Annotated in this window: 26 protein-coding genes; 16 read left to right on the top strand and 10 right to left on the bottom strand. The window is 70.1% G+C overall.

The window, feature by feature from the left end; translation table 11 throughout:
- The first annotated feature begins 23 nt into the window (after positions 1-23).
- The 3 genes from ABZX12_RS28590 to ABZX12_RS28580 are packed head-to-tail and all read left to right on the top strand — an operon-like array spanning position 24 to position 1920.
- A complete protein-coding gene (locus ABZX12_RS28590) occupies positions 24-233 on the top strand; it encodes a HypC/HybG/HupF family hydrogenase formation chaperone (protein WP_355698076.1) in 210 nt (69 codons plus the stop codon).
- Positions 230-1129, top strand: coding sequence for a DMT family transporter (locus ABZX12_RS28585; protein WP_355698074.1), 900 nt, complete (start codon positions 230-232; stop codon positions 1127-1129). The genes ABZX12_RS28590 and ABZX12_RS28585 overlap by 4 nt, the downstream gene beginning before the upstream one ends.
- A complete protein-coding gene (locus tag ABZX12_RS28580; protein ID WP_355698072.1) occupies positions 1126-1920 on the top strand; it encodes a DUF6390 family protein in 795 nt (264 codons plus the stop codon). Before ABZX12_RS28585 ends, ABZX12_RS28580 begins: the two co-directional genes overlap by 4 nt.
- A gap of 27 nt (positions 1921-1947) precedes the next feature.
- On the opposite strand, the gene ABZX12_RS28575 is transcribed toward ABZX12_RS28580, so the two are convergent.
- The 4 genes from ABZX12_RS28575 to ABZX12_RS28560 are packed head-to-tail and all read right to left on the bottom strand — an operon-like array spanning position 1948 to position 4538.
- Positions 1948-2121: an SPW repeat protein gene (locus ABZX12_RS28575; RefSeq protein ID WP_355698070.1), complete on the bottom strand. Its 174-nt coding sequence runs from the start codon at positions 2119-2121 to the stop codon at positions 1948-1950.
- Positions 2122-2172: 51 nt separating this feature from the next.
- Positions 2173-2994: an FAD/NAD(P)-binding protein gene (locus ABZX12_RS28570; protein WP_355698068.1), complete on the bottom strand. Its 822-nt coding sequence runs from the start codon at positions 2992-2994 to the stop codon at positions 2173-2175.
- Complete coding sequence (locus tag ABZX12_RS28565; protein ID WP_355698066.1) at positions 2987-3448, bottom strand: cyclic nucleotide-binding domain-containing protein; 462 nt, start codon at positions 3446-3448, stop codon at positions 2987-2989. Before ABZX12_RS28565 ends, ABZX12_RS28570 begins: the two co-directional genes overlap by 8 nt.
- Positions 3441-4538 carry a 4Fe-4S dicluster domain-containing protein gene (locus ABZX12_RS28560; protein WP_355698064.1) on the bottom strand — a complete coding sequence of 366 codons (1098 nt, stop codon included), beginning with the start codon at positions 4536-4538 and terminating at the stop codon, positions 3441-3443. Before ABZX12_RS28560 ends, ABZX12_RS28565 begins: the two co-directional genes overlap by 8 nt.
- Before the next feature lie 111 nt (positions 4539-4649).
- Between ABZX12_RS28560 and ABZX12_RS28555 the strand changes: the two genes are divergently transcribed.
- The 9 genes from ABZX12_RS28555 (at position 4650) to ABZX12_RS28515 (ending at position 13924) form a co-directional block, all read left to right on the top strand.
- Positions 4650-5399 (top strand): hypothetical protein, encoded by a 750-nt coding sequence (locus ABZX12_RS28555; protein WP_355698062.1) that lies wholly within the window; start codon positions 4650-4652, stop codon positions 5397-5399.
- Positions 5396-6691, top strand: a complete 1296-nt coding sequence (locus ABZX12_RS28550; RefSeq protein ID WP_355698060.1) for a Ni/Fe hydrogenase subunit alpha — start codon at positions 5396-5398, stop codon at positions 6689-6691. Before ABZX12_RS28555 ends, ABZX12_RS28550 begins: the two co-directional genes overlap by 4 nt.
- Positions 6688-7227, top strand: a complete 540-nt coding sequence (locus ABZX12_RS28545; protein ID WP_355698058.1) for a hydrogenase maturation protease — start codon at positions 6688-6690, stop codon at positions 7225-7227. Before ABZX12_RS28550 ends, ABZX12_RS28545 begins: the two co-directional genes overlap by 4 nt.
- A gap of 220 nt (positions 7228-7447) precedes the next feature.
- Positions 7448-8530: a DUF3048 domain-containing protein gene (locus ABZX12_RS28540; protein ID WP_355698056.1), complete on the top strand. Its 1083-nt coding sequence runs from the start codon at positions 7448-7450 to the stop codon at positions 8528-8530.
- A gap of 161 nt (positions 8531-8691) precedes the next feature.
- A complete protein-coding gene (locus ABZX12_RS28535) occupies positions 8692-9612 on the top strand; it encodes a VCBS repeat-containing protein (RefSeq protein ID WP_355698054.1) in 921 nt (306 codons plus the stop codon).
- 202 nt (positions 9613-9814) lie between these two features.
- On the top strand, positions 9815-10765 hold the full coding sequence (locus tag ABZX12_RS28530) for an ABC transporter ATP-binding protein (RefSeq protein WP_355698052.1): 951 nt from the start codon (positions 9815-9817) through the stop codon (positions 10763-10765).
- Positions 10766-10767: 2 nt separating this feature from the next.
- Positions 10768-11931: an ABC transporter permease gene (locus tag ABZX12_RS28525; RefSeq protein WP_355698050.1), complete on the top strand. Its 1164-nt coding sequence runs from the start codon at positions 10768-10770 to the stop codon at positions 11929-11931.
- Entirely contained in the window at positions 11928-13091 is a 1164-nt protein-coding gene (locus ABZX12_RS28520) for an ABC transporter permease (protein WP_355698048.1), read from the top strand. Before ABZX12_RS28525 ends, ABZX12_RS28520 begins: the two co-directional genes overlap by 4 nt.
- A gap of 41 nt (positions 13092-13132) precedes the next feature.
- A complete protein-coding gene (locus ABZX12_RS28515) occupies positions 13133-13924 on the top strand; it encodes an alpha/beta fold hydrolase (protein WP_355698046.1) in 792 nt (263 codons plus the stop codon).
- Here ABZX12_RS28515 and ABZX12_RS28510 read toward each other — a convergent pair.
- From ABZX12_RS28510 to ABZX12_RS28495, 4 genes are read right to left on the bottom strand one after another with little or no spacing between them, the layout of a single operon-like run.
- On the bottom strand, positions 13898-15349 hold the full coding sequence (locus tag ABZX12_RS28510) for a wax ester/triacylglycerol synthase family O-acyltransferase (RefSeq protein ID WP_355698488.1): 1452 nt from the start codon (positions 15347-15349) through the stop codon (positions 13898-13900). The genes ABZX12_RS28515 and ABZX12_RS28510 overlap by 27 nt on opposite strands.
- A gap of 2 nt (positions 15350-15351) precedes the next feature.
- Positions 15352-16239: a 2-oxo acid dehydrogenase subunit E2 gene (locus ABZX12_RS28505; RefSeq protein WP_355698045.1), complete on the bottom strand. Its 888-nt coding sequence runs from the start codon at positions 16237-16239 to the stop codon at positions 15352-15354.
- Positions 16202-18160: a neutral/alkaline non-lysosomal ceramidase N-terminal domain-containing protein gene (locus ABZX12_RS28500; protein ID WP_355698044.1), complete on the bottom strand. Its 1959-nt coding sequence runs from the start codon at positions 18158-18160 to the stop codon at positions 16202-16204. The genes ABZX12_RS28505 and ABZX12_RS28500 overlap by 38 nt, the downstream gene beginning before the upstream one ends.
- Before the next feature lie 11 nt (positions 18161-18171).
- Positions 18172-19227, bottom strand: coding sequence for a BtrH N-terminal domain-containing protein (locus ABZX12_RS28495; protein ID WP_355698043.1), 1056 nt, complete (start codon positions 19225-19227; stop codon positions 18172-18174).
- Between the two features lie 181 nt (positions 19228-19408).
- On the opposite strand from ABZX12_RS28495, the gene ABZX12_RS28490 reads away from it, so the two are divergent.
- From ABZX12_RS28490 to ABZX12_RS28480, 3 genes are all read left to right on the top strand, one after another.
- Positions 19409-20170, top strand: coding sequence for a hypothetical protein (locus tag ABZX12_RS28490; RefSeq protein WP_355698041.1), 762 nt, complete (start codon positions 19409-19411; stop codon positions 20168-20170).
- A gap of 72 nt (positions 20171-20242) precedes the next feature.
- Entirely contained in the window at positions 20243-21370 is a 1128-nt protein-coding gene (locus ABZX12_RS28485) for a Glu/Leu/Phe/Val dehydrogenase (protein ID WP_355698039.1), read from the top strand.
- A 318-nt stretch (positions 21371-21688) separates the two neighbouring features.
- Positions 21689-22465: a phytanoyl-CoA dioxygenase family protein gene (locus tag ABZX12_RS28480; protein WP_355698037.1), complete on the top strand. Its 777-nt coding sequence runs from the start codon at positions 21689-21691 to the stop codon at positions 22463-22465.
- 55 nt (positions 22466-22520) lie between these two features.
- On the opposite strand, the gene ABZX12_RS28475 is transcribed toward ABZX12_RS28480, so the two are convergent.
- Together ABZX12_RS28475 and ABZX12_RS28470 are read right to left on the bottom strand one after the other, a co-directional pair.
- Complete coding sequence (locus tag ABZX12_RS28475; RefSeq protein ID WP_355698035.1) at positions 22521-23396, bottom strand: hypothetical protein; 876 nt, start codon at positions 23394-23396, stop codon at positions 22521-22523.
- Positions 23393-23887, bottom strand: coding sequence for a SigE family RNA polymerase sigma factor (locus ABZX12_RS28470; RefSeq protein ID WP_355698033.1), 495 nt, complete (start codon positions 23885-23887; stop codon positions 23393-23395). Before ABZX12_RS28470 ends, ABZX12_RS28475 begins: the two co-directional genes overlap by 4 nt.
- Before the next feature lie 134 nt (positions 23888-24021).
- Here ABZX12_RS28470 and ygiD point away from each other — a divergent pair, with 134 nt between their 5' ends.
- On the top strand, positions 24022-24885 hold the full coding sequence (gene ygiD / locus ABZX12_RS28465; RefSeq protein ID WP_355698032.1) for a 4,5-DOPA dioxygenase extradiol: 864 nt from the start codon (positions 24022-24024) through the stop codon (positions 24883-24885).
- Positions 24886-24910: the final 25 nt, after the last annotated feature.

The raw sequence follows: 24910 nt of genomic DNA, 5'->3' as shown, positions 1-24910 counted from the left end.
TCCGTGGGGGAGGTGGGGCACAGGTGTGTATCGGCATCGTGGGCCGGGTCGTCGACTTCGACGCCGCCGGGCCGGCCGTGGCCCGTACCGGGACGGTGGACACCGAGGTCGGCCGGCGGCAGGTCTGTTTCGCGTTCCTGCCGGACGCCGCGGTGGGTGACTTGGTGCTGGTGCATTCCGGGTACGCGATCGATCGGGTGGACGATGCCGACGGTGATGGGGGAGGCCGATGAGAGGACCCAGGGCACAGGGGATCGTGCTCGCCTTCGGTACGGCGCTGATCAGCGGCGTGTCCGTGTTCGTCAATTCGTACGGCGTCCGGGTCGTCCGCGACGCCACGGTGTACACCACAGCGAAGAACCTGGTCGCCGCGGCGGTGCTGATCCTGCTGGTGGCCGGTGTCCACGGACGACGGCCGGCGCCACGCCTCTCGAGGCGTCAATGGGCCGGCCTGTTGGCGGTGGCCGTCGTCGGCGGATCGGTGCCGTTCGTGCTGTTCTTCAACGGGTTGGCGCATGCGTCGTCGACCCACGCGGCCTTCGTACACAAGACGCTGGTGCTGTGGGTGGCGTTGCTCGCCGTACCGCTGCTGGGTGAGCGACTCGGGCTCCTGCAATACGTCGCGATCGGACTGCTGCTCGGTGGGCAGGTCGCGCTCGACGGAGGCCTCGGGGGGTTCCGCTTCGGGACCGGGGAACTGATGCTGCTGGCTGCGACGCTGCTGTGGGCGGTCGAGGTGATCGTGGTGAAGCGGCTCGTAGTCGCGGTGGCGCCGGACCTGCTGGCGGTAGCTCGAATGGGCCTTGGCGTGCTGCTGCTGATCGGCTGGGTCGCGGTCAGCGGGCATTGGTCCGGGTTCATCGGGCTGAGTGCGGCGGGCTGGCGGTGGGCGGCCCTCACCGGACTCCTGCTGGCCGGGTATGTCGCGACCTGGTACCGCGCGCTGGCGCTGGCTCCGGCGGTCGACGTCACCGCCGTACTGGTGGTCGCTGCCGTCATCACCGCCCTGCTCAACGCGATCGTCAAGGGCACAGTCGTGACACCGCAGGCCGGTATCGGTATCGCTTTGCTGGTGGCCGGCGCGGGCCTTGCGGCTCTGGCCCGGCCGCAACCGGTCCTGGCGCGATGAACCGCGCATCGGGTCCGCTGCTGTTCGCGCAGTACGCCTACCCGCCCAACGCGCTCGGCTACTGCGGCCCGCAGGATTCCGACGAACTGCTGGAGTACGCCGACAGCGCTGTGACCGATCGCGGTCTGGTGGCGATCGCGCAACGGTTCCTCGGTGCGTGGCCGTACCTGTCGCTGATCGCCGCGGCGAACGCACGCGACCCGCTCGATGCCGACGTGGTGGAGGCCTACTGGGTGGGCAACCGCCTGCTGGACAACGTCCCCGGCTCCTTGCTGGCCGCGCACCTGACCGACCGGTTCGACCGCCCCCTCAAGCACGGGGCGGCTGACCCGGTCGGACTGGCGATGCTCGGCGGCCGGCCGCACCACAACTTCCACGTGTTCGCGGTGTACCCGTGGACGGGCCTGCTGCGGGCGGGGCCTGCGGCCGATCCGTTGCGCGTGCTGGACAGCTGCCGGATCTCCTGGGGCACTGTCGTTGCCGTCGACAACGAGGCGGCGGACGTGAGCGTGCGCCCGTTGCGCTACGACAACGGCCGGCTCTGGTTGGGAGAGCCGACCGTACGGCGCGTGCAGAGAGGCTCGCGTGGCCGCCAGTTGATCCACTCGGCACAACCGGGCGATCTCGTCGCGGTGCACTGGAACTGGATTTGCGACGTCCTGACCCGCGCGCAGGTATCCGCGCTGCGCGAGACCACGGCGTACCTGCTCACGCTGGTCAACTACGCCCTCGGCCGCCCCGCGGTCGGCGGCGTACTCGAACCGGCGGTCAGGCCCGCCGTGGTCCGCTGACTGTTCAGATCTGACTGTTCAAAACCTTCAGACCATGTGGTGCTGGTGTCGGTAAACCGACCGGCTCGCCGGTACGGCAGCCAGCGCGGCGACCACTGTCACGCCTCCGGTGATCCATGAGGTCCACGCGGCCGCGGTGGCGTCGGTGTAGGTGAACACCCACGGGGCCGCGATCGCGGCGGCGCCGCCGACTGCGGTCATCCACTCGTCGAAGGGACCTAAGTCACAGCTTCGGAACGACCTTCGGCGGGCTCAGAGTTCGGGCACGACGAGCAGCGGTTCGACGGTGGCGTAGTCCACGACGGGGCCGTCGCGGCAGAGCAGCAACGGGCCGAGTTGGCAGTGGCCGCAGAGGCCGACGCCGCATTTCATCGAGCGCTCGAGCGACACCTGGATCCGGTCGTCCGGCACCCCCGCACCGCGCAGGACGCGGGCGCTGAACCGCATCATCGGCTCCGGTCCGCAGAGGAACGCGACAGTTCGCCCGGGCGTGATGCGCAGCCGTCGAAGTGGCTCGGTGACGAACCCGACCGCTCCGCGCCAGCCGTTCGCCGGGCGGTCGACGGTCAGCTCGGCGTCGAGGTCGTCGCGATCCGCCCAGCGGTCCAGCTCGGCGCGGAACAGGAACTCGTCCGGCGTCCGGGCGCCGGCGATCAGGACGATCCTGCGGTACGCCGCGCGCCGGCTCAGCGCCGCGAGCAGCAGCGGCCGCAGCGGGGCGAGACCGACTCCGCCGGCGACCACGACCAGGTCGTTGCCGTCGGCATCGTCAAGGTCCCACGTCGTACCGAACGGCCCGCGGACGCCGAGGATCGTTCCGGGACCGGCGTCGTGCAGCGCCCGGCTGACCGCGCCGACCGCCCGCACGGTGTGGATCAGCGTGCCGTCGTCGCCGATGCCGCTGATCGAGATCGGCACCTCACCGACGCCGTACGCGTAGAGCATGGCGAACTGTCCGGGATGGAACGGCGGCAGCCGACGCTCGACAGGTCGCAGCGACACCGTGGCCGAGTCGTGGGTCTCGACCGTCCGGTCGACGACCCGGTACCGGACCGGCAGCATCGGTTCAGCCACGAGCTCCGTCCTCAGGGATCGCATCGCCGTACAGATCGAGCAGCCGCGCCCGGGTCGTCTGCAGCCGGTCGAGGACGACCGCGAGCAGCTGCCGGGTGAGGGCGTACCCGAGCCGGGGATCCTGGTCCGCGAGCGCCCGGAGCCGGGCAGCGTCGAACGCCGTGGCCTGGACGGCGCCGATCGCGCGGGCGCCGAAATGCCAGCGGTACGGCGGAACGAGCCACGACCAGCCGAGCAGATCACCCGGGCCGAGTGTCTGTACGACGACGTGGCCGCGACCGGGGACCGCCGTGTCGAGCGCTACCCGGCCGTGCCGGATGAGCCAGCAGTAGCCGGCGGGCCCGCCCTCCTCGAACAGCCGGTCGCCGTCGTCGTAGGAGACCTCGTGGGCGGTGCTGAAAAACGCCTCCCGTTCGGGGGCGGTGAGGTCGTCGAAGAGCGTGGTGTCAGCCATGCGCGGACTCGGCGAGCCGGCCGACCTCTTCGGTGAGGTCGATGCCCACGGGACACCAAGCGATGCACCGGCCGCAACCGACGCAACCGGATCCGCCGAACTGGTCGTGCCAGGTGCCGAGCTTGTGGGTGATCCACTGCCGGTAACGGCTCTCGCCGGAGCTGCGGACGCTGCCCCCGTGCAGGTACGAGAAGTCGAGCTCGAAACACGACGACCAGCGTTGCCACCGTTCCGCGTGGTCGCCGGTGAGATCGGTGACGTCCTCGGTGGTCGTGCAGAAACAGGTCGGGCAGACCATGGTGCAGTTGCCACACGTGAGACAGCGCTCCGCGACGTCCTCCCAGTGCGCGGACTCGCGACTGCCGGCCAGCAGCGCGCGCAGGTCCACCTCCGGCATTGCGCGCCCCATCTTGTGGGTCGCGTCCTCGACCGCCAGGCGCGCGGCGGACGTCTCGTCCGCGGCGGCGTCGCGATGGTCGATCCGGGCCAGCAGAGCCTCGCCCGCGTCGGTCCCGGCCTCGGCGAGGAACCGGTGGCCGTCGGTCGGGGTCAGCTCGGTGAGCGTCAGGTCGGCGCCCGGCCCGGCGGCCGGTCCGGTGCCCATCGACGCACAGAAGCAGACCTCGCCGGGCTCGGTGCAGTTGACCGCCACGACGAACAGCGCGCGGTGCCGGTCCTGGAACGAGCCGTCCGGATGCGGACCGCCGCCGAGCACGTCGCGCAGCTTGCCGATCGCGGCCAGGTCACATCCCCGGACGCCGAGCAGCGCATACCGCCGGGCCGGCTCGTCGGCAGGACGGAACGAGCCGTCCGCATCCGTCTCCCACAGCGTGCGGCGGGGTGGATGTAGGAAGGTCTTCCAGGACTGCGGACCGGCCGAGTGGGCGAACATCGCGTCGTCCTCGCGACGGTGCAGGCGGTAGTGGCCGGGCCCGGTCTCGACGCCCCACCCGGCCGGCAGTTGGCCTGCGTCGGTGAGCTCCGCCAGCACGATGGCGCTGCCGGACACGGTCGGACCGACGACCTGGTAGCCGTCGCTCATCAGTACCTCGACCAGGTCGTCGAGGCCTTCGATGATCGCCTGCGTCATACCCGCGATGGTGCCTCCGGGGGCCGGAGCTCTCCAAGGGCCGAAGGTCCCGGCGGAGGCTGTCCTCGGCCCCTGGCCGTCGGTCCCGGTCAGCTGGTGTCCTGGCAGACGATGGACACTCCGACGCTAGCGGTCTTCAAACTCGCCTCGTGTGACGGTTGCCAGCTCACCGTGCTGGACTGCGAGGACGAGCTACTGACGCTGGCCGGGCGGGTGCGGATCGCGCACTTCCTGGAGGCGTCCAGCGCGGTCGAGCCCGGGCCGTACGACGTGGTGCTCGTGGAGGGATCGATCACCACGACGGCCGACGCCGAGCGGATCCGCCGGATCCGGGCCGCGGCGCGCGTGCTGGTGGCGATCGGCGCCTGTGCCACCGCAGGCGGGATCCAGGCGCTGCGGAACTTCGGCGACGTGGCCGAGTTCGCGTCCGTGGTGTACGCCCGGCCGGACTACATCGAGACCCTGGCGACCTCGACCGCGGTGGCCGACCACGTGCCGGTGGACTTCGAGTTGCGGGGCTGCCCGATCGATCGCCGGCAACTGCTCGAGGTACTGACCGCCTTCCTCGCGGGCCGGAAGCCCGATCTGCCGGAGACCTCGGTGTGCACCGAGTGCAAGCGCCGCGGTCTCACCTGTGTGATGGTGGCCGAAGGGACGCCGTGCCTCGGTCCGGTCACCCATGCCGGCTGTGGAGCGTTGTGCCCGGCGTACCGGCGGGGTTGCTTCGGCTGCTTCGGGCCGATGGCCAAGCCCAACGTCGCGGCCCTGCTCCCGCGGCTGCGTGAGACGGGGATGAGCGACGACGACATCGACCGCGTCTTCCACACGTTCAACGCCGCGGCAGCGGGCTGGTCGTCGTGAGCCACCGCGCCCGCCAGTTACGGGTCAGTTCGCTCGCCCGCGTCGAGGGGGAGGGCGCGCTGCACGTCGTCGTCCGCGACGGTGAGGTGGAGCGCGCGGACCTGCAGATCTACGAGCCGCCGCGCTTCTTCGAGGCGTTGCTGCGCGGCCGGGCGTACACGGAACCGCCCGACATCACGGCCCGGATCTGCGGCATCTGCCCGGTCGCCTACCAGACCAGCGCGATCGCCGCGATCGAGAACGCCTGCGGAGTCGTGGTCCGCGGCCCGATCGCCGACCTCCGGCGGCTGCTGTACTGCGGTGAATGGATCTCGAGCCATGCACTGCACATCTATCTGCTGCATGCCCCCGACTTCCTCGGTTATCCGGACGCCGTCGCACTGGCGACCGATCATCGCGACATCGTCGAACGCGGCCTGGCCCTGAAGAAGGCGGGCAACGCGATCCTCGAACTGGTCGGCGGCCGGGCGATCCACCCGATCAACGTCCGCGTCGGCGGCTTCTACGCCGCACCGAGCCAGGCCCAGCTCGACAAGCTCGCCGCTCAGCTCCGGCCGGCGCTCGACGCGGCGGTCGCGACGGTGCGCTGGGTCGCCGGCTTCGACTTCCCCGACCTGGAACTCGAGCACGAACTGCTGGCCGTCCACGACCCCGCGGGCTACGCGATCGAGCGCGGCACGACGCTGCGCCGCAGCGCGGGACCCGCCTTCGCAGTGGATGCCTTCAGCAACCATGTGGTCGAGGAACACGTCGCGCACTCGACCGCGCTGCGGGCCCGGCTCGACGGTGCGAGGTACCTGACCGGACCGCTGGCCCGCTATACGCTCAATCATCAGCACCTGTCCCCGTTGGCACTGGAACTCGCCGCAGACGCGGGGCTGGGGAACGAATGCCGCAACCCGTTCCGCAGCATCGTGGTCCGCGCGGTCGAGACCGTGTACGCCGTCGAGGAGGCGCTGCGGCTGATCGAGTCGTACCGGCAACCCGAACCGTCGTCCGTCGGCGTACAGGCCCGGGACGGTGTGGGCCACGGTGTCAGCGAAGCGCCCCGCGGTCTGCTGTACCACCGGTACGAGCTCGGCGCGGACGGCCTGATCCGGTCCGCGACGATCGTCCCGCCGACCTCACAGAACCAGGCGGCGATCGAGGACGACCTCCGGCGGGTGGTCGCGGCCAACCTCGACCTCGGCGACGGCCCGCTGACCGGGCTCTGCGAGCGCACTGTCCGCAACTACGACCCCTGCATCTCCTGCTCGACGCACTTCCTGGACCTGACGATGGAGCGCCTGTGAAGACAGCTGCGCCGGCTGCCGTGGTGATCGGAGTCGGCAACGAGTACCGCCGCGACGACGGGATCGGGCCCGCGCTGGTCGCCGCTCTCGAGGACCACTGGCTGCCGGGTGTGAGACTGGTCGTCGCCGACGGCGAACCCGCACGATTGATGGACGACTGGGCCGACGTACCGCTGGCCGTGGTGGTCGATGCGGTGGTGTGCGAGCCGTCCGCACCTGGCGAGATCCATCGGACGGACGTGTCGCTGCGGGAACCAGCCGATCCGGTCGTCGAGACCCACGCGCACTCGGCGGGCTCGCACAGCCTGGGCATCCCGGACGCGCTGCGGCTGGCAGGGGCGCTCGACCGGCTGCCGGGCCGGCTCGTCGTCTTCGCGGTCGAGGCCGCCGACGTCGGGTTCGGCACCGAGCTGACCACCCCGGTCTCCGCCGCACTGCCACGGCTGGTCGAGGCCGTGCTCGGCGAACTGCTCACGAACGCCACAGAGCGGGGGAAGCCTACCGCCGCTACTGCAGCGGGCCGAGATGTGCGGTGAACGGCGGGGACCGCTACTCCGCACCTTTTGGGTCTGGCTTCCCTCGCCCACCTCCAGTAGAGCGCGACCGCGCACCGAACAAGAGAGCCGAAGGTCCCGACTGCCGGGGACGGTCGGGCGCCGCCGGTCGCGGTGGGTCCGGTGAGGCGAGGCCTGTTGGACGGCGCGGACGGGGCTTTGGCCGGTGTTCACCCGATCCACCGGCCACGACGCTGAGGGTATGAAGCGTGTGCTGCAGTGGCTTTCGGGGCGCCGGGCGCGAGTGGTCGCGGCTGCCGTTGTGCTGGTCGCCCTTGTCGCCGCCGGCATCGGGTTCTCCCTCTGGAGGGGTGACGGCGAGTCGTCGCTGCCGTCGGAGACGCCCACAGCGCCGGCACCGACCGGCGACGGTCCAGTGGACATGGCCGGCCGTGCGCCGTTGACCGGGGTGCCGACCAAGGACGAGCTGAATCGGCCGGCCGTCACCGTCAAGGTCTCGAACACGCCCGACGCGCATCCGCAGCGAGGACTGGACCAGGCCGACATCGTGTTCGTCGAGCCGATCACCGGCGGCACCACGCGGCTCGCGGCGATCTTCCACTCCAGGCTGCCGGCGCAGGTCGGCCCGGTGCGTTCGCTGCGGCCGATGGACGCGGCGCTGATCGGCCCGACCAAGGGCATCATCGCCGACACGATGGCCGATCGGTGGGTCCTGGAGTACGTCGACCGGGTCGCCGATCTCGACGATCTGGGCACTCTGCGGGTGCCTTCGGGGACCTATCGCCTCGACGACATCAGGCGGGCTCCGAACCACGTGTTCGCGCGCCCGGACCAGCTCCTGCGCCTGAGCGCCCGCAAGGCCGCGCCTGCGCCGTACTTCAGCTACGCGGCGGACCTGCAGCGGTCGACCGCACAGCGGGCCGGCACGCCGGCGTCTTCGGTCACCATCGGGTACGGCGGTTCCGCGACCGCCACCTGGACCTACGACGGGGCGTCGCACCGCTGGCTGCGGGCGGAGAAATGGTCACCGCACGTGATCGAGAACGCTGGTCAGGTGGCGGCGGACAACGTCGTCGTACTGACGGCCCAGCGGGACATCAGCTTCGCCAGGGCCAAGCCCGCGATGACGATCCTCGACGTCTTCGACGCCTCCGGAACGCTGAAGCTGTTCACGGGCGGCAAAGCCGTCACCGGCCGGTGGAGCAAGGGCGCTGTGAACGAAGCCTTCAAGTTCACCACCACCGACGGCAAGCCGCTGCTCCTGACCCCGGGAACGACCTGGGTCGAGTGCGCCCTCACCACGATGCCCGTCCAGGTCCGCTGAAGCCATGGGTGGAGCCTCAGTCACGAGAAGCGACGGGAGTCGGGACCTTTGGCCCTAGAGAGTAGCGCGCTAGTCCGGTTTGTTGGGTGACGGCAGGGCTGCTGTGGGTGATCGCGGAGCGGCCACTAGCAGCCGTCATTCGATGGACGAGGGGGAACAACATGCGCGGACGTCTGCGCCCTGGAGGACGGACAGGACTGGCACTGCTCGCGGGCTTCGGCCTGCTGCTGGCCGGTACGTCGGTGTCCTCCGCAACCCATCAGAACGCCACGGGGACGACTGCGTCGACGAGTGCCGCCACGTCGGCCGCGGTCGTGATCAAGAACAACGATTTCAACGGCGACACCAACTCCGACGTGCTGTCGGTCGACACGGCCGGCCGGTTGTGGCTCTACCCGGGCAACGGCTCGGGTGGCTGGCTGCCACGCATCGGGTACAGCTACGGCTGGGACGCCATGACGGCGATCCTGGCGCCCGGAGACTTCGACGGGGACGGGCACGCGGATCTGATGTCGGTCGACAGCGACGGCTATCTGCGGTTGTACTCGGGCAACGGCGCGGGCGGCTGGCTGATCTGGAAGCGCTACGGAAGTGGCTGGAACGCGATGACGTCGGTGTTCGGGCCAGGCGACTTCAACGGCGACGGCCACATGGATCTGCTGGCGCGCCAGAGCACGGGCCAGCTGTGGCTCTACCCGGGTGACGGCAAGGGCGGCTGGCTGCCCCGCGTCGGCTACGGGTACGGCTGGAACGCGATGACCTCGGTGCGCGGACCGGGCGACTTCGACGGCGACGGTTTCGTCGACGTCACGGCCCGTGACGGAGACGGGAACCTGTGGCTCTACCGCGGCAACGGTACGGGCGGCTGGCTGGCCGGCCGAACCCTGATCGGAACCAGTTGGCAGAACCTCACGGCGATCGTGACACCGTGGGACTTCTCCGGCGACGACAAGGTGGACCTGCTGGTTCGCAACGCGAGTGGGGCCCTCTACATGTATCGCGGTAACGGTACTGGCGGGTGGATCTTGCCGCCGGTGCTCGTCGGCTCGGGCTGGAACAGCATGACGGCCATCACGGCCTGACCATCTCGCGGCACAACTCGTGGCGGGGGCTCTGCGTTCCCGGTGCCGCCGGATGCGGCAGCGGATCCCCACCAGGGCCTTCGCCACCCCCTGTGCCCGCCCGCCTGCTGCAGGGCTGAAGTGCCTGCCGGATCGGGACTGGAGGTCCCTGGCGACTGCACGGGCCGCGTCCGGACGATGGACGTGAGAGGAGGCCGCGCAGATGGCCGAAACCACTGCCCCCGTGTTGGAGGTGTCGCGGCTCGGCAAGCGGTTCGGGGACCGGGTCGCCGTCGATGAAGTCAGCTTCGACGTCGCGCCCGGCGAGACCTACGGACTGCTCGGGCCGAACGGCGCCGGGAAGACGACGACGATCCGCCTGGTCTGCGGCCTGCTGCGCGCGGACGCCGGCCAGGTCCGGGTCGCCGGTACGCCGGTCGGCGCGACATCGACCGCGGCGAAACGTGCCATCGGCTACGTACCGCAAGAGATCGCGCTGTACCCGGACCTGACGGCACGGGAGAACCTGCGGTTCTTCGGCAAGCTCTACGGAATACGCGGTACGGCGCTCAACCGGCGCGTCGGCGAGGTACTCGAGCTGATCGGGCTGTCGGAACGCGCCACCGACCGGGTCGAATCGTTCTCCGGCGGAATGAAGCGCCGCCTGAACATCGGCGCCGGGCTGCTGCACGAGCCGACGCTGCTGGTCCTGGACGAGCCGACGGTCGGAGTCGATCCGCAGAGCCGGCACGCCGTGATGGAGAGCGTGCGGTCCTTCGGCGCCTCGGGTATGGCGGTGCTCTACACGACGCACTACATGGAGGAAGCCGAGCGGCTGTGCGACCGGGTCGGCATCATCGACCACGGCAGGTTGGTTGCCGAGGGCACCCGCCGTGAGCTGGTGGCTGAGCTCGGCGAACGGGACCGCATCACGTTGGCCGCCGCCGGCGACCTGGGTGTGCTGGCAAAGCGTCTTCGGGGCCTGGCCGGTGTGGACCGGGCGGACGTGAAGGACGGGGAGGTCCAGCTGCTGGCCGCTGACGGACGGCGGCTGCTGCCCGGCGTCCTGGAAGCCGCCGAGCGTTCCGGGCTGTCCCTGCGATCCGTGGAGGTGGACGAGCCCGATCTCGAGGCGGTCTTCCTGCATCTGACCGGTACGGCGCTGCGGGAGTGATCATGTTCGGCGCCTTCGTCATCGCTGCCAAAGATCTGCGGCAACGCTTCCGGGACAGGTCGGCGCTGATCCTCGGCTTCGTGGCGCCCGTCGCGGTCGCTGCGCTGATGAGTTTCGCGTTCTCCGGCGTGGAGTCCTTCCACGCGAACATCGCACTGGTCGACAACGACCGCGGCCAGATCGCCACCGCCCTGCGTGGGGCGCTGACCGGTCCCGAGCTTTCCGACGTACTGACGATCCGCCAGGCGTCCAGCGATGCGGAGGCGCGCAGGATGGTCGACGACGGGGACGCCGGCGCCGGCCTGATCATTCCCGCCGGATTCAGTGCTGCCGCAGTCGGTGACAGGCCCATCGGCCTGCGGGTGCTGGGCGATCCGGACGAGCCGCTGCAGGCGCAGGTCGCCCGTGCGGTGGCCGATGCGTATGTCGCTCAGCTCAATGCCGACCGGCTGGCGGTGCATACGGCTCTGGCCGCTGGGTTCCCCGAGAGCCGCACTGCGGAGTTGGCCGCGGCGGTGGCGAAGCTTCAGCTGCCGGAGTCTGTACAGCCGCAGCCGACCGGCTATCGCCAACTCCGGACCGCGAGCTACTACGCGCCCGCGATGGGGATCATGTTCGTGCTGTTCGCGATCGGCTTCACCGCGCGGAGCTACTTCGCCGAGCAGCGCAGCGGCACGCTGGAGCGGATCGGCGCGGCCCCGTTGTCGCGCGGCGTCGTACTGCTCGGCAAGTCGCTGGCCGTCTTCGTCTACAGCGTCGTCAGCCTGAGCACGCTGGCGATCGTGTCGTCGCTCGCGTTCGGTGCCGAATGGGGGCCACCGGTTCCGGCGTTCGCGTTGATCCTCGCGATGTCGGCCGTGCTGGTGGCGTTGACCGCCCTGGTCGTCGCGACGGCACGCACCGAGCGTCAGGCCGAAGGGCTGGCGACGATCGTCACGTTCGTGCTGCTCCTGCTCGGCGGCAACTTCGTCCTGCTCAGCCAGGCGCCGGAGACGCTGCGCAGACTCGCGCTGCTCACCCCGAACGGCTGGGCCCTGCGCGGGTTCACGGATCTCGCGACCGGGGCGGGCGCCACCAGTGCGATCGTCCCGGTCCTGGTCATGCTCGGTATGGCCGCGGTGCTGGGAGCGATCGCCGCGATCGTCGGCCGCGGGAGGCTCACATGAGGGCTGCACTGGCTGTTGCGGGCGTCTCGCTGCGCCGGATGTTGCGGGACCGGACGGCGCTGTTCTTCATCGTGGTGCTGCCCGTCGTCATCATCACCGTCATCGGCACCGTCGTCCAGAACCCGGGCGGTTTCCGGATCGGAGTGCTCGCCGATCAGCTCGCGGGTCCGCAGCTGGCGACCAGCTTGGTCGACGAGCTGAAGTCGGTCGGGCCGCTGCACACGATGGCGGACGAGCCGGCGGCTCGGACGGCGTTGCGCCGGGGAGAGATCGACGCGGTCGTGCTGGTGCCGACCGGCCTGGACGCCGACCTGCTGAGCGGGAAGGACGTACGGATCCCGGTGCTCGCGGGAGGCGCCGAGTCGACGCAGAGCGCCGTACGGTCGGCCGTCGCCGCCGCGGTCGCCCGGCACGCCGAACGCGTCCAGGCGGCGGCCTTCGCGGCCCGGACGACGGGTACGACGACGGCCGAGCAGTTGCCCAGGGCAACCGCGCTGCAGCGGGTGACGCCGCGGATCGGCATCAGTACGGAGAACATCGCGACCGGGAGCGACTACCTTCCGCTGGGCTTCAGCTACAGTGCGCCGACGATGCTCGTCCTGTTCGTCTTCATCAACGCGCTGGCCGGCGGGGCCTCGATCATCCAGACGCGGCAGCTCGGCATCTACCAGCGGGCCCAGGCCGCGCCGATCCGCGTGCGGAGCCTGGTCCTGGGGGAGACCCTCTGCTACCTGGTCTTCGCGTTGCTGCAGTCGGTGCTGATCGTGGCGGTCGGTGCGCTGTTGTTCGGTGTGAGCTGGGGCAATCCGGCGGCGGCCGTCGCCCTGATCGGCACCTGGGCGCTGGTCGGCACCGGAGCCGGGATGCTCAGCGGCGCACTCTTCAAGACACCGGACCAGGCGTCCGCGATCGGCCCGGTGATCGGTATCGCGTTCGCCATGCTCGGCGGCTGCATGTGGCCGTTGGAGATCGTCCCGAACGCGGTGCGCACGCTCGGCCACGTCACGCCGCACGCCTGGGCGGTCGACGCCTGGATCACCGTCCTGTCGCGGAACGGCGGCGTCGCCGACATCGCCGGGAACCTCGCCGTACTCGCCGCCTTCGCGGTGGCCATGCTCGGTCTCGCCTCGATGATCCACCAGCGCAGATTGACCAGCTGATTCCCCACTTCGGCCGGGATGCCTACACTTCGAGGAGGAGTGTGAGTTCGATGGTGGGTGTGGCCGAGTGGGAGCCGTTCACCCCGCCGGCCGCGCTGCGCCGGCGTGAGGTGTTCGGGTGGCTCGGGTACGTCCAGGCCGTGGGGCCGCGGGTTCCGGCGGTGGACGCTCGGCGGTCGGCGCCGGTTCCGGTGCTGACGGTGCCCGGCTTCCTGACCGGTGACTGGTCGATGATCCCGCTGGCGCGGCACCTGCGTCGCTCCGGCCACGCGACGTTCACGAGCGGTATGGCGCTGAACTCGGGCTGTACCGAGATGCATCTCGAACTGCTCGAACGACGCCTTCAGCAGGTTGTCGACGAAGCGGGTCGTCCGGTCGCGCTGGTAGGACAGAGCCGGGGCGGCACGCTCTGCCGGATGCTGGCGGTTCGGCGGCCGGAGCTGCTGGCCGGTGTGGTCACACTGGCGTCCCCGCTGCTGCATCAGCTCGCGGCGACCCAGGCGCTGATCAGCCAGGTGAAACTCATGGCTCGGTTGAACGTCTGTGCGTGGCCGTGGTTGCTCTCCACCGACTGCTTGTTCGGTGGCTGTGCGGAACGGACGAGCGCGTTGCTCGAATCGCCGTGGCCGGCGGGACTGCCGTTCGTGTCGATGTACTCGCGGCAGGACGGCGTCGTGGACTGGCGCTCGTGTCTGGATCCGGCCGCCGAGCACGTCGAGGTCGGCAGCACCCACAACGGGATGGGAACCGACCGGCACGTCCAGCGACTGCTCGCGGCGAAGCTCGGGTCGTTCGGCGCCGGTCGGTCAGGGCTGGGCGAGCCCGACCAGTAGGCCGAGCTCCTCGCCCATCCAGTCCGCGATCCGCTGCACGTCGGCGACCTGATCGCGGTCGGCGACGACGCCGGCCGACAGCTGGTCGCGGTAGCTCAGCACGGTCACATTCAGCCCCAGCCCGTCGGTGATACCGGCCAGCGGCACCATCGATTCCACTGTCGCGCCGGCCAGGTACAGCCGCCGGCCCGGTCCGCGGATGTTCGAGATGTTCACGTTCATCGCCGGTGTCAGCGGCGCCCAGGCGTTCAGGTTGGTGAGCAGCTGGACGGTCCGTACGGTGAACGCCGGCGGGACCATGCGGACCGTGTCGACGAGCGCGTCCGGCGCCGTCGTACCGAGGTCGTGCAACGCGGTGAGCATCGCCCGGTGCGCGACCGCCAGCCGGGCGGCGGCGTCGTCCACATCGGTCGGGATCGGCACGACGACGGCGCTCAGCTGGTTGCCGAAGGATTGCGCGTCGGGATCCCGTAGAGCGACCGGCACGACCGCGGTGAGCGGCCGCTCCGGGAGCTCCGAGTGCTCGATGAGCCACCGGCGCAGTGCACCCGCCGAGATCGCCATCACCACGTCGTTCACACTCACCGCGAAGTGGTTCTTCACCGCCTTGACGTCGCCGAGCGCCAGCGTGGCGATGCCGATCCGGCGGTGCCGCGAGATCTGCCGGTTGAACGACGTACGCGGCGCCCTCGCGAGTCCGGTGTGCAGGCGCTGACCGCGGATCAGTGAGGTGGTGGCGCCGAGCAGTCGCGCGCCGGGCAGGGTGCCGAAGACCGGCAGTTCGTCGACGCCGGACAACGCCGCGGGTACGCCGGACAACGCTCGCAACGGCTGCCGAACCACGCCCGCCAGGCCGCGCAGCAGCATCGGCAGTGCAGCAGGTGGCGACGGCGGCGGTTCGGGCGGTTCCGGCGGTGCCGGCGGTTCTGTGGCTCGGCGGGCTCTGCGTGGTCCGGTGTCCGTCAGGGCGGAGAGGATCTGGATCCCGGCGCGGCCGTCGGCGATCGCATGGTGCACCTTGGTGAGTACGGCGGCCCGCCCGCCGCCGAGGCCCTGGATCAGGTACATCTCCCACAGTGGCCACGCGCGATCGAGCGGACGGGCGAAGATCCGCGCGACCTGTTCGCGCAGTTGTTCGTCGTCGCCCGGCGGGGGCAGCGCGATCTCCCTGAGGTGGTAGTCGAGGTTGGGGTCCGTCTGCGTCCAGTACGGCCGATCCAGCCCGAGCGGTACGCCGGTGAGCCGCCGGCGGAACGCGGGCACCTGATCGATCCGCTCGCGGACCAGCTCGCGCAGCCGGCCGAGGGTGAGGGTGCGGCCGGGCAGCCTGGCCGGATCGACGATCATGAGAATCGCCGTGTGCGTCCGGACCCGGTCGTTCTCCGCGGCGAGATACATCGCGCCGAGGTCGTCGACCTGGTGCATGGTCACAGCGCCTCCGCGGCGAGGTCACGGCGTACGGCGTCCTCCGGCACGCCCAGGTGATCGAGGGGATCCTCCAGGCGGCGACGCAGCAGCTCGGCCGACCGAGCGGCGTACAGACCGTCCTCGATCCGCTCGTCGAACGTCCACCGCAGCGGGAGGATCGGCCGGATCCGGATCTGCCCGTCGTGGACGACGGGTGTCGGACGGACCCGGCCGACGACCAGGAACAGCGGGCAGTTGCCGTGCTCGTACAAGTGGTGGAAGGCGGCGTCGGTCTTCAGGCTGCCCAGATTCGACACGAAGGCCGACGAGTACATCGGATCCGACCGGGTCAGGGCGGACGGAAGCACGCCACGCGCGTCCAGCCAGTGGAACACCGAGACGGCGAGGTCGAGCACCGGCACCGGCAACGAGAGGAAAAGTCGCATTTCCTTGTCGACCTCGGCCACGCCGGACGTCCGGGCGTTGCGGACCGCGCCGTCGAGGTCGTTGATCACCGCCGCCAGGCTCTCGTCCGGCTCGAACCGGCGCTTGATCATCTCCAGCGGCGCGTTGTCCGCGAACTCCTTGATGGCGCCGAACGACAGGTGGACGCCGTCACGCTGGTACAGCCGGCGGCCGGCCACGAAGCGGTTCATCCGCGGCCGGGCGTGCAACATGCCGGCGACCTCGTGCAGCACCAGGACGAACAGGCTCAGGTGCGGTCCGCCGGCCGCGTTCCACCGCTGGATCCAGTCCTGCGCGGCGGCGATGTCGACGAGCTGCTCGAAGTACACCGCCGACTCGGTCCGGCGGCGCATGATGAACGGCATGATCGCCCGCTCGTCGGGAATGTCGGTGACGAGCCGGCCGTCACGGCGTCGCGCTCCGGGATGCAGTCTGCTCCGCATGGCGTCCTCCCTCGCTCCCGATGGTGAACATCTGCGAGGTCCCCGAGTAGGGCCGAAGTACCTGCTGGTGTGCCTTTCCGTGGTGCCGGATGCGGTACTCGCCGGCGGCGTCGGCGGGTACGGTCCAGGTCACGACGGCGAGCTGTGCGGTCCGGGTCCGGCGCCAGCGGAACGTCGTGGACCAGTCGCCGTCGTCGGCAACCGTCTCCCAGCCGTCCGCGATCCGGCGCTGGACCTCCAGGTAGGTGCCGTTGCGCCGCAGGTCGTTGTTCGGGTACGCCGCCACGAAGATCGCGGTGACCAGGTCACCGGGCCGGTACCGGCGCCGCGGCTCGACCACCACGTCGCCGAACGCGTGGCCGGCCGGCGTACGGTCGTAGGGGATCCGCGGCCGCGCGAGTCGTTCCTGTCCGGTCAGATCCGGCCCTTCGTCGCCGTAGCGGACCGGGCGGCCGTCCCGCATCGCCTCGGCGAGCTGTCCAGCCACCTGTTGCAGTGCGGGCAGGGTCCACCGGCCGAACAGGGTGCTGCCGCCTTCGTACTGCTGGGTGTCGTACTCCTCCGGCGTCGTGACGTAGTGCAGGTAGCCGTTGCTGTAGCCGACGACCAGCACGTCGGCGAGCTCCGCGCCGACGATCGAGGCGACCGTACGGCGCAGCCGCAGGCCCGCGACGACCGTGACCTCGGCCGGGATGCCGAGCAGATACAACTGACCGATGCGCAGCAACTGGATCGGCGCGTTCCGTGCGACGTAGTGTCCCCGGAGACCGCCGACCACGAGTGCCTTGGGCGCCTGGACGTCGCGGAGGCGCGGATTGCGGTGGTAGAGCGTTCGCGACACCGTGTCCCACACCGGATTCCGGCCCTCGTGGAAGCCGCGGAAGGCAGGGCCGTCCTCCTGGCTGCCCGCCAGCGCGGCGGCGCCGCCGATCGGAGCGCCCGTCCGGTGCTCGCGGCCGTCGCCGGTGAACTCCGGGCGGACGACGGCCGCGCCCAGATCCACGTGGGTCAGCCGGTGGTCGACGCCTCCGTCCAGGACGGATCCCGGCGCCGCCATGAGGCGGGCGGCGGCTTCGTACTGGCGCAGGCCGATGATCCGTGTGTTCTCCGTCTCGTCGGAGCCCGGGCCCTGACCGGGCCGCAGGTCCAGGTTCGGGGTGAGATCGCCGGCGTTGGTCTGCGCGAACGCCGCCACGAAGTCGTCCGGTCGGCGATCCAGGTAGTCGACACCGGCCACCAGACGTTCCCAGTGATAGGCGGCGTACCCCTTGTTGTCGCCGCTGATCAACGTGTTCGCGTTGGTCATGCTGGTGTTGTGCACCCCGAACCAGTTGATCGCCCCGATCGGTCTCCCGGCGCGCTCGATCCGCAGCAGTGTGGTCTGGGCGTCGACGCCGTCCGGGAACCGCTGCCGGTCGGCCGCCGGATTGTTGTCGAAGGCCACTTTCGACCGGTTCGCGCTGGCGTCCCGGAGCTCGCCGTGCGACAGCGTGAGCGCGGCGGGGGAGAGGTCGCCGTGCGCCCGGACGACGGCCTCGGTCATCCCGTCGACGATCGCGTCGAACGTCTTCGGGCGGAAGCCGCCGGTGTTCGAGTGGTACAGCCGATGGTGCGAGTAGCCGCCGGGACCGCTGTGCGTGTGCGTGGCCGTGATCATGGTGTTGTGCTCGGTGTACAGCGTCCCGTACTCATGCCGCAGCCGGTCGAGCACAGCCCGGCAGACGTTGTCGAACACCATCGGCAGGTCGTTCACGACCAGCAGCACCCGTCGTCCGCTCGCGGGGTCCGCGATCACGAACGCGCGCGACCGCAACCGCAGGTGGATCCCGTCGCTGCGTTGCCGGGACTTGCCGTACCCGAGCATGCCGGTGTCCGCCGGTTCGCCGGTGATGTCCGCGATCCCGCGACCACACAGGAACATCAGCGGGCCACCTAACCGGTCACCAGCGCCTTGAGGCTCTGCCAGACGAGCTGCTCGCGGTCGGCGATCTCGTGCAGTGGGGTCGTGGCCGCTTCCAGGAGGTCCGCCGGATCGTCGAGTTCGGCGGCCGCGGCGAAGGTGGCCGCGACGCCTTCCCAGAGGTCGCCGATCGCGTTGAGTTCGCTGCCGAGCTCGTCCAGCCGGGACTCACCCGTGATGACGGTCGCCTCGCCGAGGAACCGCGCGTACATGTACCGGAAGATGCCCCCGCCGGTGCCGCCGCGGGAGTCGATGAACAGGGCGGTCTCGAAGCAGGTACGACGCAGCGCGGCGGCGTCGAGGACGTCGGGCCACCGCAGCGTCTCCTGGAGAGCTTTGCGGATCCCGCGGACGCCGAGGTTGGCGATCGGCGGCGTCAGCATGCCGTCGCAGACCTGGTCGATCGCCGCCCGGACGTCGTCCGCGTGCGGCTCGCGCGCGCCGGCGAAGTCGAAGGTGTACCAGGTGTGCCGCGGCGGGAACGGGCGGAACCTCGACCCGCGTGCCGCTTCGAGGACGTCCCAGTCGACCGGATGGAGTTCCCGATCCCGATCCGCGATCAGTACCCGTCCGGTCGGCGGGTCGTAGCCTGCCGCCACGACCACATGGCCGCCGAAGTGATAGTCCGGCGGCAGGTCGAAGTACGGCAGGAATCCCATGTCGACGTAGAGCAGCGCGGGCTCGCCGGCCTCCAGGACCTTGCGGAGCTCGGCCTGCGCGACGCGGGTGCTGGACGTGGAGCGGGACGTGACCGCGACGCCGGTACGGCGACCCGCCGTCTTCTCCAGGCCCTCTTCCCGCGGGCTCGCGTTGTTGGCGCGGCCGCCGAAGAACGGGTCGGTGCCCTTGAAGTGGAAGTACACGAACCCGAGACCCGCCCCGAGCCCGAACAGCAGCTCCTCGCTGATTGGGTAGCCGTAGAAGTCGTACACGTGCTTCAACGACCCGGTGACGCAGTGATGCGTCGGATAACTGCCGAAACCCGCGAAAGGCCTGAACCTCTCCGGCCCACTGACCGTGGTCGTCATCTCAGTACCTCCCGATCACCCGGTTGCCGCGATCCAGCCTGGTCCGGCGGGCTCGTCGGGCACAGGGCCGAAGGTCCTGTCGTGTGCGGCGGACTGCCGCGGCAGGCCAAGTCCAGGACTTTCGCCCCTGGCTGCTCCGGGGTGCGGTGCAGAGCGTGGAAGTGAGCGGAGGGAGAAGCGCATGTCCAAAATCCGCACGATCCTCGCGGCCACGACGATCCTCGCAGCCCTCGTCACGGCCGGCTGTGGTGCCGGCGGAAAGGCATCCGCGCCCCCGGCCGGGTCCACCACGGCGTCGGCCGGTCCGGCGACGCCGAGCACGCCGTACGTCACCAGGGTAGGAAAGCTGCCGGCCGCGCAGATCCTCGCCCGTGCCAAGGCTGCGCTGACCGCGGCCGGCAGCGTCCGGGTGAAGGGCAGTGTGACGTCCGAAGACGGGAAGCCGACGACGATGGACCTGGCGCTGACCCGGACGGCCGGCAGGTCCACGATCGGCTTCTCCGGCGGGCGGCTCACGGTCATCGTGATCGGGCGCACGGCCTACTTCCAGGGCGACGACGCCTTCTGGAAGGCGAACGCCGCGGACGCCCGGCAAGGAGCGGCGTACGCCGCCATGTTCCGCGGCAAGTGGCTCAAGACGACCGCCGGGGACAAGCGGTTCGGCGACTTCTCCGACCTGGCGAACATGAAGGCCTTCGTCGCGGAGCTGGAGACTCCGGGGACCGCGAAGAAGACCGGACCGCGGATCGTCGACGGGGTCAACTGCATCGGCTTGGTGGGCGACGACGGCTCGGTGCTGTGGATCGACCAGGTCACCGCCCGACCCGTTCGGGGAACGAGTTCCGGTGCGGGCACCGGTCTCGCCTTCACCGACTACGACCGGGTACCGACGCCGACGGCCCCGCCGTCCGACCTCGTGATCGACGCCGCCGCCCTGCACTGACCGGCGTGGTACTCCCGATTCCCGGGACTTTGGGCCCTGGCCGGTAGCCATGGCCGGTCGGACGGTGAAGGTATGACGGAGTTGGTGCAGCACGTGGTGAGCGGTGCCTGGCCGGACTGGGGCGGCGACGAGCTCGGGCCGCGGTCGGTGACGATCTTCCGCCTGCCGGGTGAATTCCGGGCGGTGGTTGCTGTGGACAACGTGACGCTCGGACCGGCGATCGGCGGCGTCCGGATGCGGCCGGAGGTGACACCCGGTGAGGTGATCCGGCTGGCGCGCGGGATGACGCTGAAGTGCGCGGCGGTCGGACTGCCGCACGGGGGCGCGAAGGCGGGCATCGCCGCGCCGCCGTGGCTGGACGTCCGGACCAAGGAGGCGCTCATCCGCACGTTCGCGGTGCGGATCGCCGATCTGACCGACTACTGGCCCGGCCCGGACATGGGGACGGACGAAACCGCGATGGCGTGGGTCCACGACGAGATCGGGCGATCCGTCGGCCGGCCGGCGGCGATCGGCGGGATCCCGCTCGACACCCTGGGGGCCACCGGGTACGGCCTCGCGATCTGCGCCGAGGCACTCGAGAAGTCCGGCAGACTGGAGATCGACGGCGCCCGGATCGCGGTCCAGGGCTTCGGCGCGGTCGGCCGGTCGGTGGCGTTGCAGCTGCACGAGCGGGGAGCCCGCGTCGTCGCGGTGTCCGACATCGAGGGGGCGGTGACCAATCCGGACGGGCTGGACATCGCCAAGCTGATCGACTTCCAGCACGAGCGACCGCTGAACCAGTTCCCCGGCGGTGCGCCGATGATCCGCGACGAGCTGCTCGGCGTGCCGTGCGACGTACTGATTCCGGCCGCGCAACCCGATGTCCTGAACCGGGCCACCGCCGCCCAGGTCCGGGCCTCGATCGTCCTCGAGGGAGCCAACATCCCCGCCACCATCGAGGCCGAGCAGATCTTCGCCGCGCGCAACGTCCTGGTGGTTCCGGACATCATCGCGAACGCCGGCGGCGTGATCTGTGCCGCGGCCGAGTCCCGTGGACTGACCGCGGCCCAGGCGTTCGCCGACATCGCGGAGCGGCTGCGCGCCGCCATGACCGAATGGCTCGCGCGCACCGAGTCAGGCCAGGCCCCGCGGAACGCCGCGCGCACGATGGCGCAGGAACGGCTCCAGGCTGCCGCGGCATACCGGCGTACGTTCTGACCGCGTCACGCGACCTTTGGCCGTCGCAGTGAGACGGCTCTTCCTCGGGCGGTGGGTTCCGGGTCAGGATTGGGGTATGACCGCGACCATCGTCCTGACCCACGGCTTGGTGAGCCGGCGGTGGCGGTGGCGTGCGCTGAGGCTCTGAGTACCTCCGAGAAGTCCGGCTGTCACCGCCCGCAGGTCACCCCGGGACGGTGGCCGTCGCGCTGACCGTCAGCCGGTGTGGTGATCCCTCCCCGGCGTCCCGGTTGCCGCATGCCGTACCTGTGAAACGTTTCCACACCGTGCCGAACAGTATGAAGAAAGGACAGAGCGATGCTTGATCCCGTCGTCGGCAAAGGTCAGCTGACCGAGACCGACCGCTTCATCTTCGAGTCGTGGGGCTACTTCCTGATTCCGAACGTCCTGACCAAGGACGAGGCCGCCGAGGCGTACGACGTGTCGCAGCGTCTGCACCAGAGCCGCGACCGTGAGTTCGGTCAGATCGGCCGGACCTACGAGAGTGAGCCGGTGCTCGAGCGGCTCATCGACCACCCGGACGTCCTCCCCAAGGTGCAGGGTCTGCTCGGGGACCGGTTCGTACTGCAGGCCGGCTGGAACACCATGCAGCCGGCGCATGCGGGCAACGGCGGGTGGCACCAGGACGGATCGTCCGCGTTCGACTTCAAGGACCTGGGCTACCCGGTCCCGTTGCTGCAACTCAGGGTGTCGTACCTGCTCACCGACCAGACGGTGCCCGGTATGGGCAACATGGAACTGATCCCCGGCAGCCACCGCTCGCGGGTCGGCCTGCCTGATTCGATCCGGGAGAGCAAGGGCGACATCGCGATCGGCCATGTCGTGTGTGCCGAGGCCGGCGCCGCGCTCGTCTTCCACAACGGCGTCTGGCACCGGACCTTCCGCCACGACGGCGACTACGACCGCTTCACCACCCACTACGTCTACAGTCCGCCGTGGGTGCGCATGGCCGACCGTTTCGGCAACGACCCCGAGTTCCTCGAACGCACCACCCCGCTCAGGCGCGCCCTGATGGGGGAGTTCACCAGGCCGGACGCCCCGTTCGGCGCCAACTACGACCCGCTACCGATCTGACCCGCACTCGTTCCGGCGCGGCACCGGCTTCCCAGAGGCCGGTGCCTGGCCGACGTCAGTTGCTGATCTTGAACTTCGGCGACGTCACCAGTTCGGCCAGCTGGTCGGCGGTGAACACCGGTTGCTTCAGCGGCGACCGTGCGTCGTTGTCGCTCTTCTTGGTCTGCGCGAGGACCACGACGGTGCCGTCGTCGTACCGATAGGCGGCCCACTGGTCATACCGTGCGTCGGAGCCCTTGGTGGTGAGCACACCGACCTTCTTGCCGCCGACGTCGACGACTGCGCAGGTACCGGTCCCGCCCCAGAACTTCTGCGCGACCTTGCACGGGTTTGTCGCCGGCTTCCCGTCGGGCGTGGTCGACTGCACGAGCAGTTGGCCGACCCGGTCGTCCTTCTGCACCGGGATGGTGGCCATGTAGTCCCAGTAGTCCTGCTCCCCGTCACTGGATGCGTATTGGCTCTGCGGGTAGCTCATCCGGCGACCGTCCGGGTACTTCAGGTCCGGTGTGCCGAAACCTGCCGGTACGGCCGAGCGCAGGTCCTGCATCAGCGTCACGGCCCGGGTGGCGCGCGGCCCCGCGGTCGCCGTACGGTCCACCTGGCCCTCCGGCCAGGGATCGTTCGACTTCCGCGCCTTCGGCGTCACCGTGGAGACCGGCCGCGTCGGAGGTTGGGTCGTGGGTTGGGTCGTTCCTGTGTCGCCGGCCACCATCTGGCCCGCCGACCGGTGACCGCTGTAGTTCGCGATCACGGTGGGAGCGGCTCCGACCCCGACCACCAGCGGTACGGCGGCGACCGCCGCCCACCTCACCCTGCGCCGCTTGCGCGTCCGGCGGGCCCGGTCGAGCGCGTGGGCGGGATCCATCGACGGCGGCGGGGTGCTGCGCACCATCACGTCGCGGAACGCCTCGCTGAGATCCTCTTCGTTCATCGAACCTTCTCCTCCTCCAGCAGACCGCGCATCGCGGCCAGCCCGCGCGATGCCTGGCTCTTGACAGTTCCGGTCGAGCAGTCGAGCAGCTCGGCCGTCTGCTCCACGGACTGGTCCTCCCAGTACCGCAGCACCAGTACGGCGCGTTGCCTCGGCGGCACCTTCACCAGCGCCTCGAGCAACACGAGCCGTTCCTCGGTGGGGCCCGCCGACGCCGTCGGCGGATCGGCCGGCGGGACGCCGACGGACTCGTACCTGAACCACCCCCGGCGGCGCTCGGACAGGAACGTCCGGATCAGCGTCTGCCTGGTGTAGTTGTCCATCGCGTCCTGCCGCTGGATCCGGCGCCACACCTGGTAGATCTTGGTGAACGTCTGCTGGACCAGGTCCTCCGCACGATGCCAGTCGCCGCACAGCAGGTACGCCGTACCACGCATGGCATCGGAACGAGCCGCGAAATAGGCCTCGAACGCGGCGTCCCGATCACTCATCTGCCCTCCCCATCCTCGGTACCGGGTTAGACACGCCCCGAGCGCCGAAGTTGGTTGCACGCTCGTCACGCTCACGCCGTTCCTTCGACACCAGACCGGCCCGGAGTAGTGTCGGGCTGGAGTCGAATCGGGAGATGACCGTGAACGAGACCAGGATGCCCGTTGCTTTCCTTGGCCATGGCAACCCGATGAACGCGCTGCAGACGAATCGCTACACGCAGGCCTGGCGGGTTTTCGGGGCGGCGGTGCCGAGACCGCGCGCGATCCTGGTCATCTCCGCGCACTGGTACACCAATGCGACCGCGGTGACCGCGATGCCGCGTCCCCGCACCATCCACGACTTCTACGGATTCCCGCAAGAGTTGTTCGATGTGCAGTACCCGGCGCCCGGTGCGCCCGAGGTCGCGGAACTCGTGGCGGACGTCTGCAAGCCCAGGTGGGTGGGGCAGGACCTCGACAGTTGGGGAATCGACCACGGCACCTGGTCGGTCCTCCTGCACGCCTTCCCGGACGCCTCCATCCCGGTCGTTCAGCTGTCTCTCAACGCGTTCAAGGACTTCGACCACCATCTCGAACTCGGCCGCAGACTGAGCCCGCTGCGCGATGAGGGCGTTCTCATCGTCGGCAGTGGCAACATCGTCCACAATCTGCGCGCCGTCGATTACCGCAAGCCGGACTCGGGGTACGACTGGGCACTGCGCTTCGACGAGGCGGCACGCGAGCTGCTCGAGGCTTCACCCTCGGAGGTGGCCGCTCTCGACGCCCACCCCGACTTCGGTCACGCAGTTCCCACACCGGATCACTTCCTGCCGCTGCTCTACGCGGCCGGGCTCGCCGGCGACGAGCCGTTCGATCTGCTCGTCGACGGACATGCCGCCGGCTCGATCTCGATGGCGGCGTACACCCTCGGGCTGGCCTGTGACGCGGCCGTCGGACCGGACGCGGGCCCTGCGGCGCCACTGCCCGATGGCTTCCCCACATCGGACAGCAACCTCTGACGCCGTGTGATCCGAGCCAGAGGAC

This window comes from Kribbella sp. NPDC003505, assembly GCF_040610875.1.
In the GTDB taxonomy this organism is placed as follows: domain Bacteria; phylum Actinomycetota; class Actinomycetes; order Propionibacteriales; family Kribbellaceae; genus Kribbella.
The sequence above is the reverse complement of the archived record's forward strand: the minus strand, read 5'-3'. Positions and strand labels throughout refer to the sequence as shown.

Bases quoted from the DNA above. Each gene is read 5' to 3' on its own strand.
- ABZX12_RS28520 (WP_355698048.1), top strand. From the start codon at position 11,928: ATGAGGGCTGCACTGGCTGTTGCGGGCGTCTCGCTGCGCCGGATGTTG.
- ABZX12_RS28555 (WP_355698062.1), top strand. From the start codon at position 4,650: ATGGACACTCCGACGCTAGCGGTCTTCAAACTCGCCTCGTGTGACGGT.
- ABZX12_RS28580 (WP_355698072.1), top strand. From the start codon at position 1,126: ATGAACCGCGCATCGGGTCCGCTGCTGTTCGCGCAGTACGCCTACCCG.
- ABZX12_RS28530 (WP_355698052.1), top strand. From the start codon at position 9,815: ATGGCCGAAACCACTGCCCCCGTGTTGGAGGTGTCGCGGCTCGGCAAG.
- ABZX12_RS28565 (WP_355698066.1), bottom strand. From the start codon at position 3,448: ATGGCTGACACCACGCTCTTCGACGACCTCACCGCCCCCGAACGGGAG.
- ABZX12_RS28535 (WP_355698054.1), top strand. From the start codon at position 8,692: ATGCGCGGACGTCTGCGCCCTGGAGGACGGACAGGACTGGCACTGCTC.
- ABZX12_RS28505 (WP_355698045.1), bottom strand. From the start codon at position 16,239: ATGCGGAGCAGACTGCATCCCGGAGCGCGACGCCGTGACGGCCGGCTC.
- ABZX12_RS28490 (WP_355698041.1), top strand. From the start codon at position 19,409: ATGTCCAAAATCCGCACGATCCTCGCGGCCACGACGATCCTCGCAGCC.
- ABZX12_RS28575 (WP_355698070.1), bottom strand. From the start codon at position 2,121: ATGACCGCAGTCGGCGGCGCCGCCGCGATCGCGGCCCCGTGGGTGTTC.
- ABZX12_RS28500 (WP_355698044.1), bottom strand. From the start codon at position 18,160: ATGTTCCTGTGTGGTCGCGGGATCGCGGACATCACCGGCGAACCGGCG.
- ABZX12_RS28560 (WP_355698064.1), bottom strand. From the start codon at position 4,538: ATGACGCAGGCGATCATCGAAGGCCTCGACGACCTGGTCGAGGTACTG.
- ygiD (WP_355698032.1), top strand. From the start codon at position 24,022: ATGACCGTGAACGAGACCAGGATGCCCGTTGCTTTCCTTGGCCATGGC.
- ABZX12_RS28485 (WP_355698039.1), top strand. From the start codon at position 20,243: ATGACGGAGTTGGTGCAGCACGTGGTGAGCGGTGCCTGGCCGGACTGG.
- ABZX12_RS28495 (WP_355698043.1), bottom strand. From the start codon at position 19,227: ATGACGACCACGGTCAGTGGGCCGGAGAGGTTCAGGCCTTTCGCGGGT.
- ABZX12_RS28585 (WP_355698074.1), top strand. From the start codon at position 230: ATGAGAGGACCCAGGGCACAGGGGATCGTGCTCGCCTTCGGTACGGCG.
- ABZX12_RS28540 (WP_355698056.1), top strand. From the start codon at position 7,448: ATGAAGCGTGTGCTGCAGTGGCTTTCGGGGCGCCGGGCGCGAGTGGTC.
- ABZX12_RS28475 (WP_355698035.1), bottom strand. From the start codon at position 23,396: ATGAACGAAGAGGATCTCAGCGAGGCGTTCCGCGACGTGATGGTGCGC.
- ABZX12_RS28525 (WP_355698050.1), top strand. From the start codon at position 10,768: ATGTTCGGCGCCTTCGTCATCGCTGCCAAAGATCTGCGGCAACGCTTC.
- ABZX12_RS28480 (WP_355698037.1), top strand. From the start codon at position 21,689: ATGCTTGATCCCGTCGTCGGCAAAGGTCAGCTGACCGAGACCGACCGC.
- ABZX12_RS28470 (WP_355698033.1), bottom strand. From the start codon at position 23,887: ATGAGTGATCGGGACGCCGCGTTCGAGGCCTATTTCGCGGCTCGTTCC.
- ABZX12_RS28510 (WP_355698488.1), bottom strand. From the start codon at position 15,349: ATGCACCAGGTCGACGACCTCGGCGCGATGTATCTCGCCGCGGAGAAC.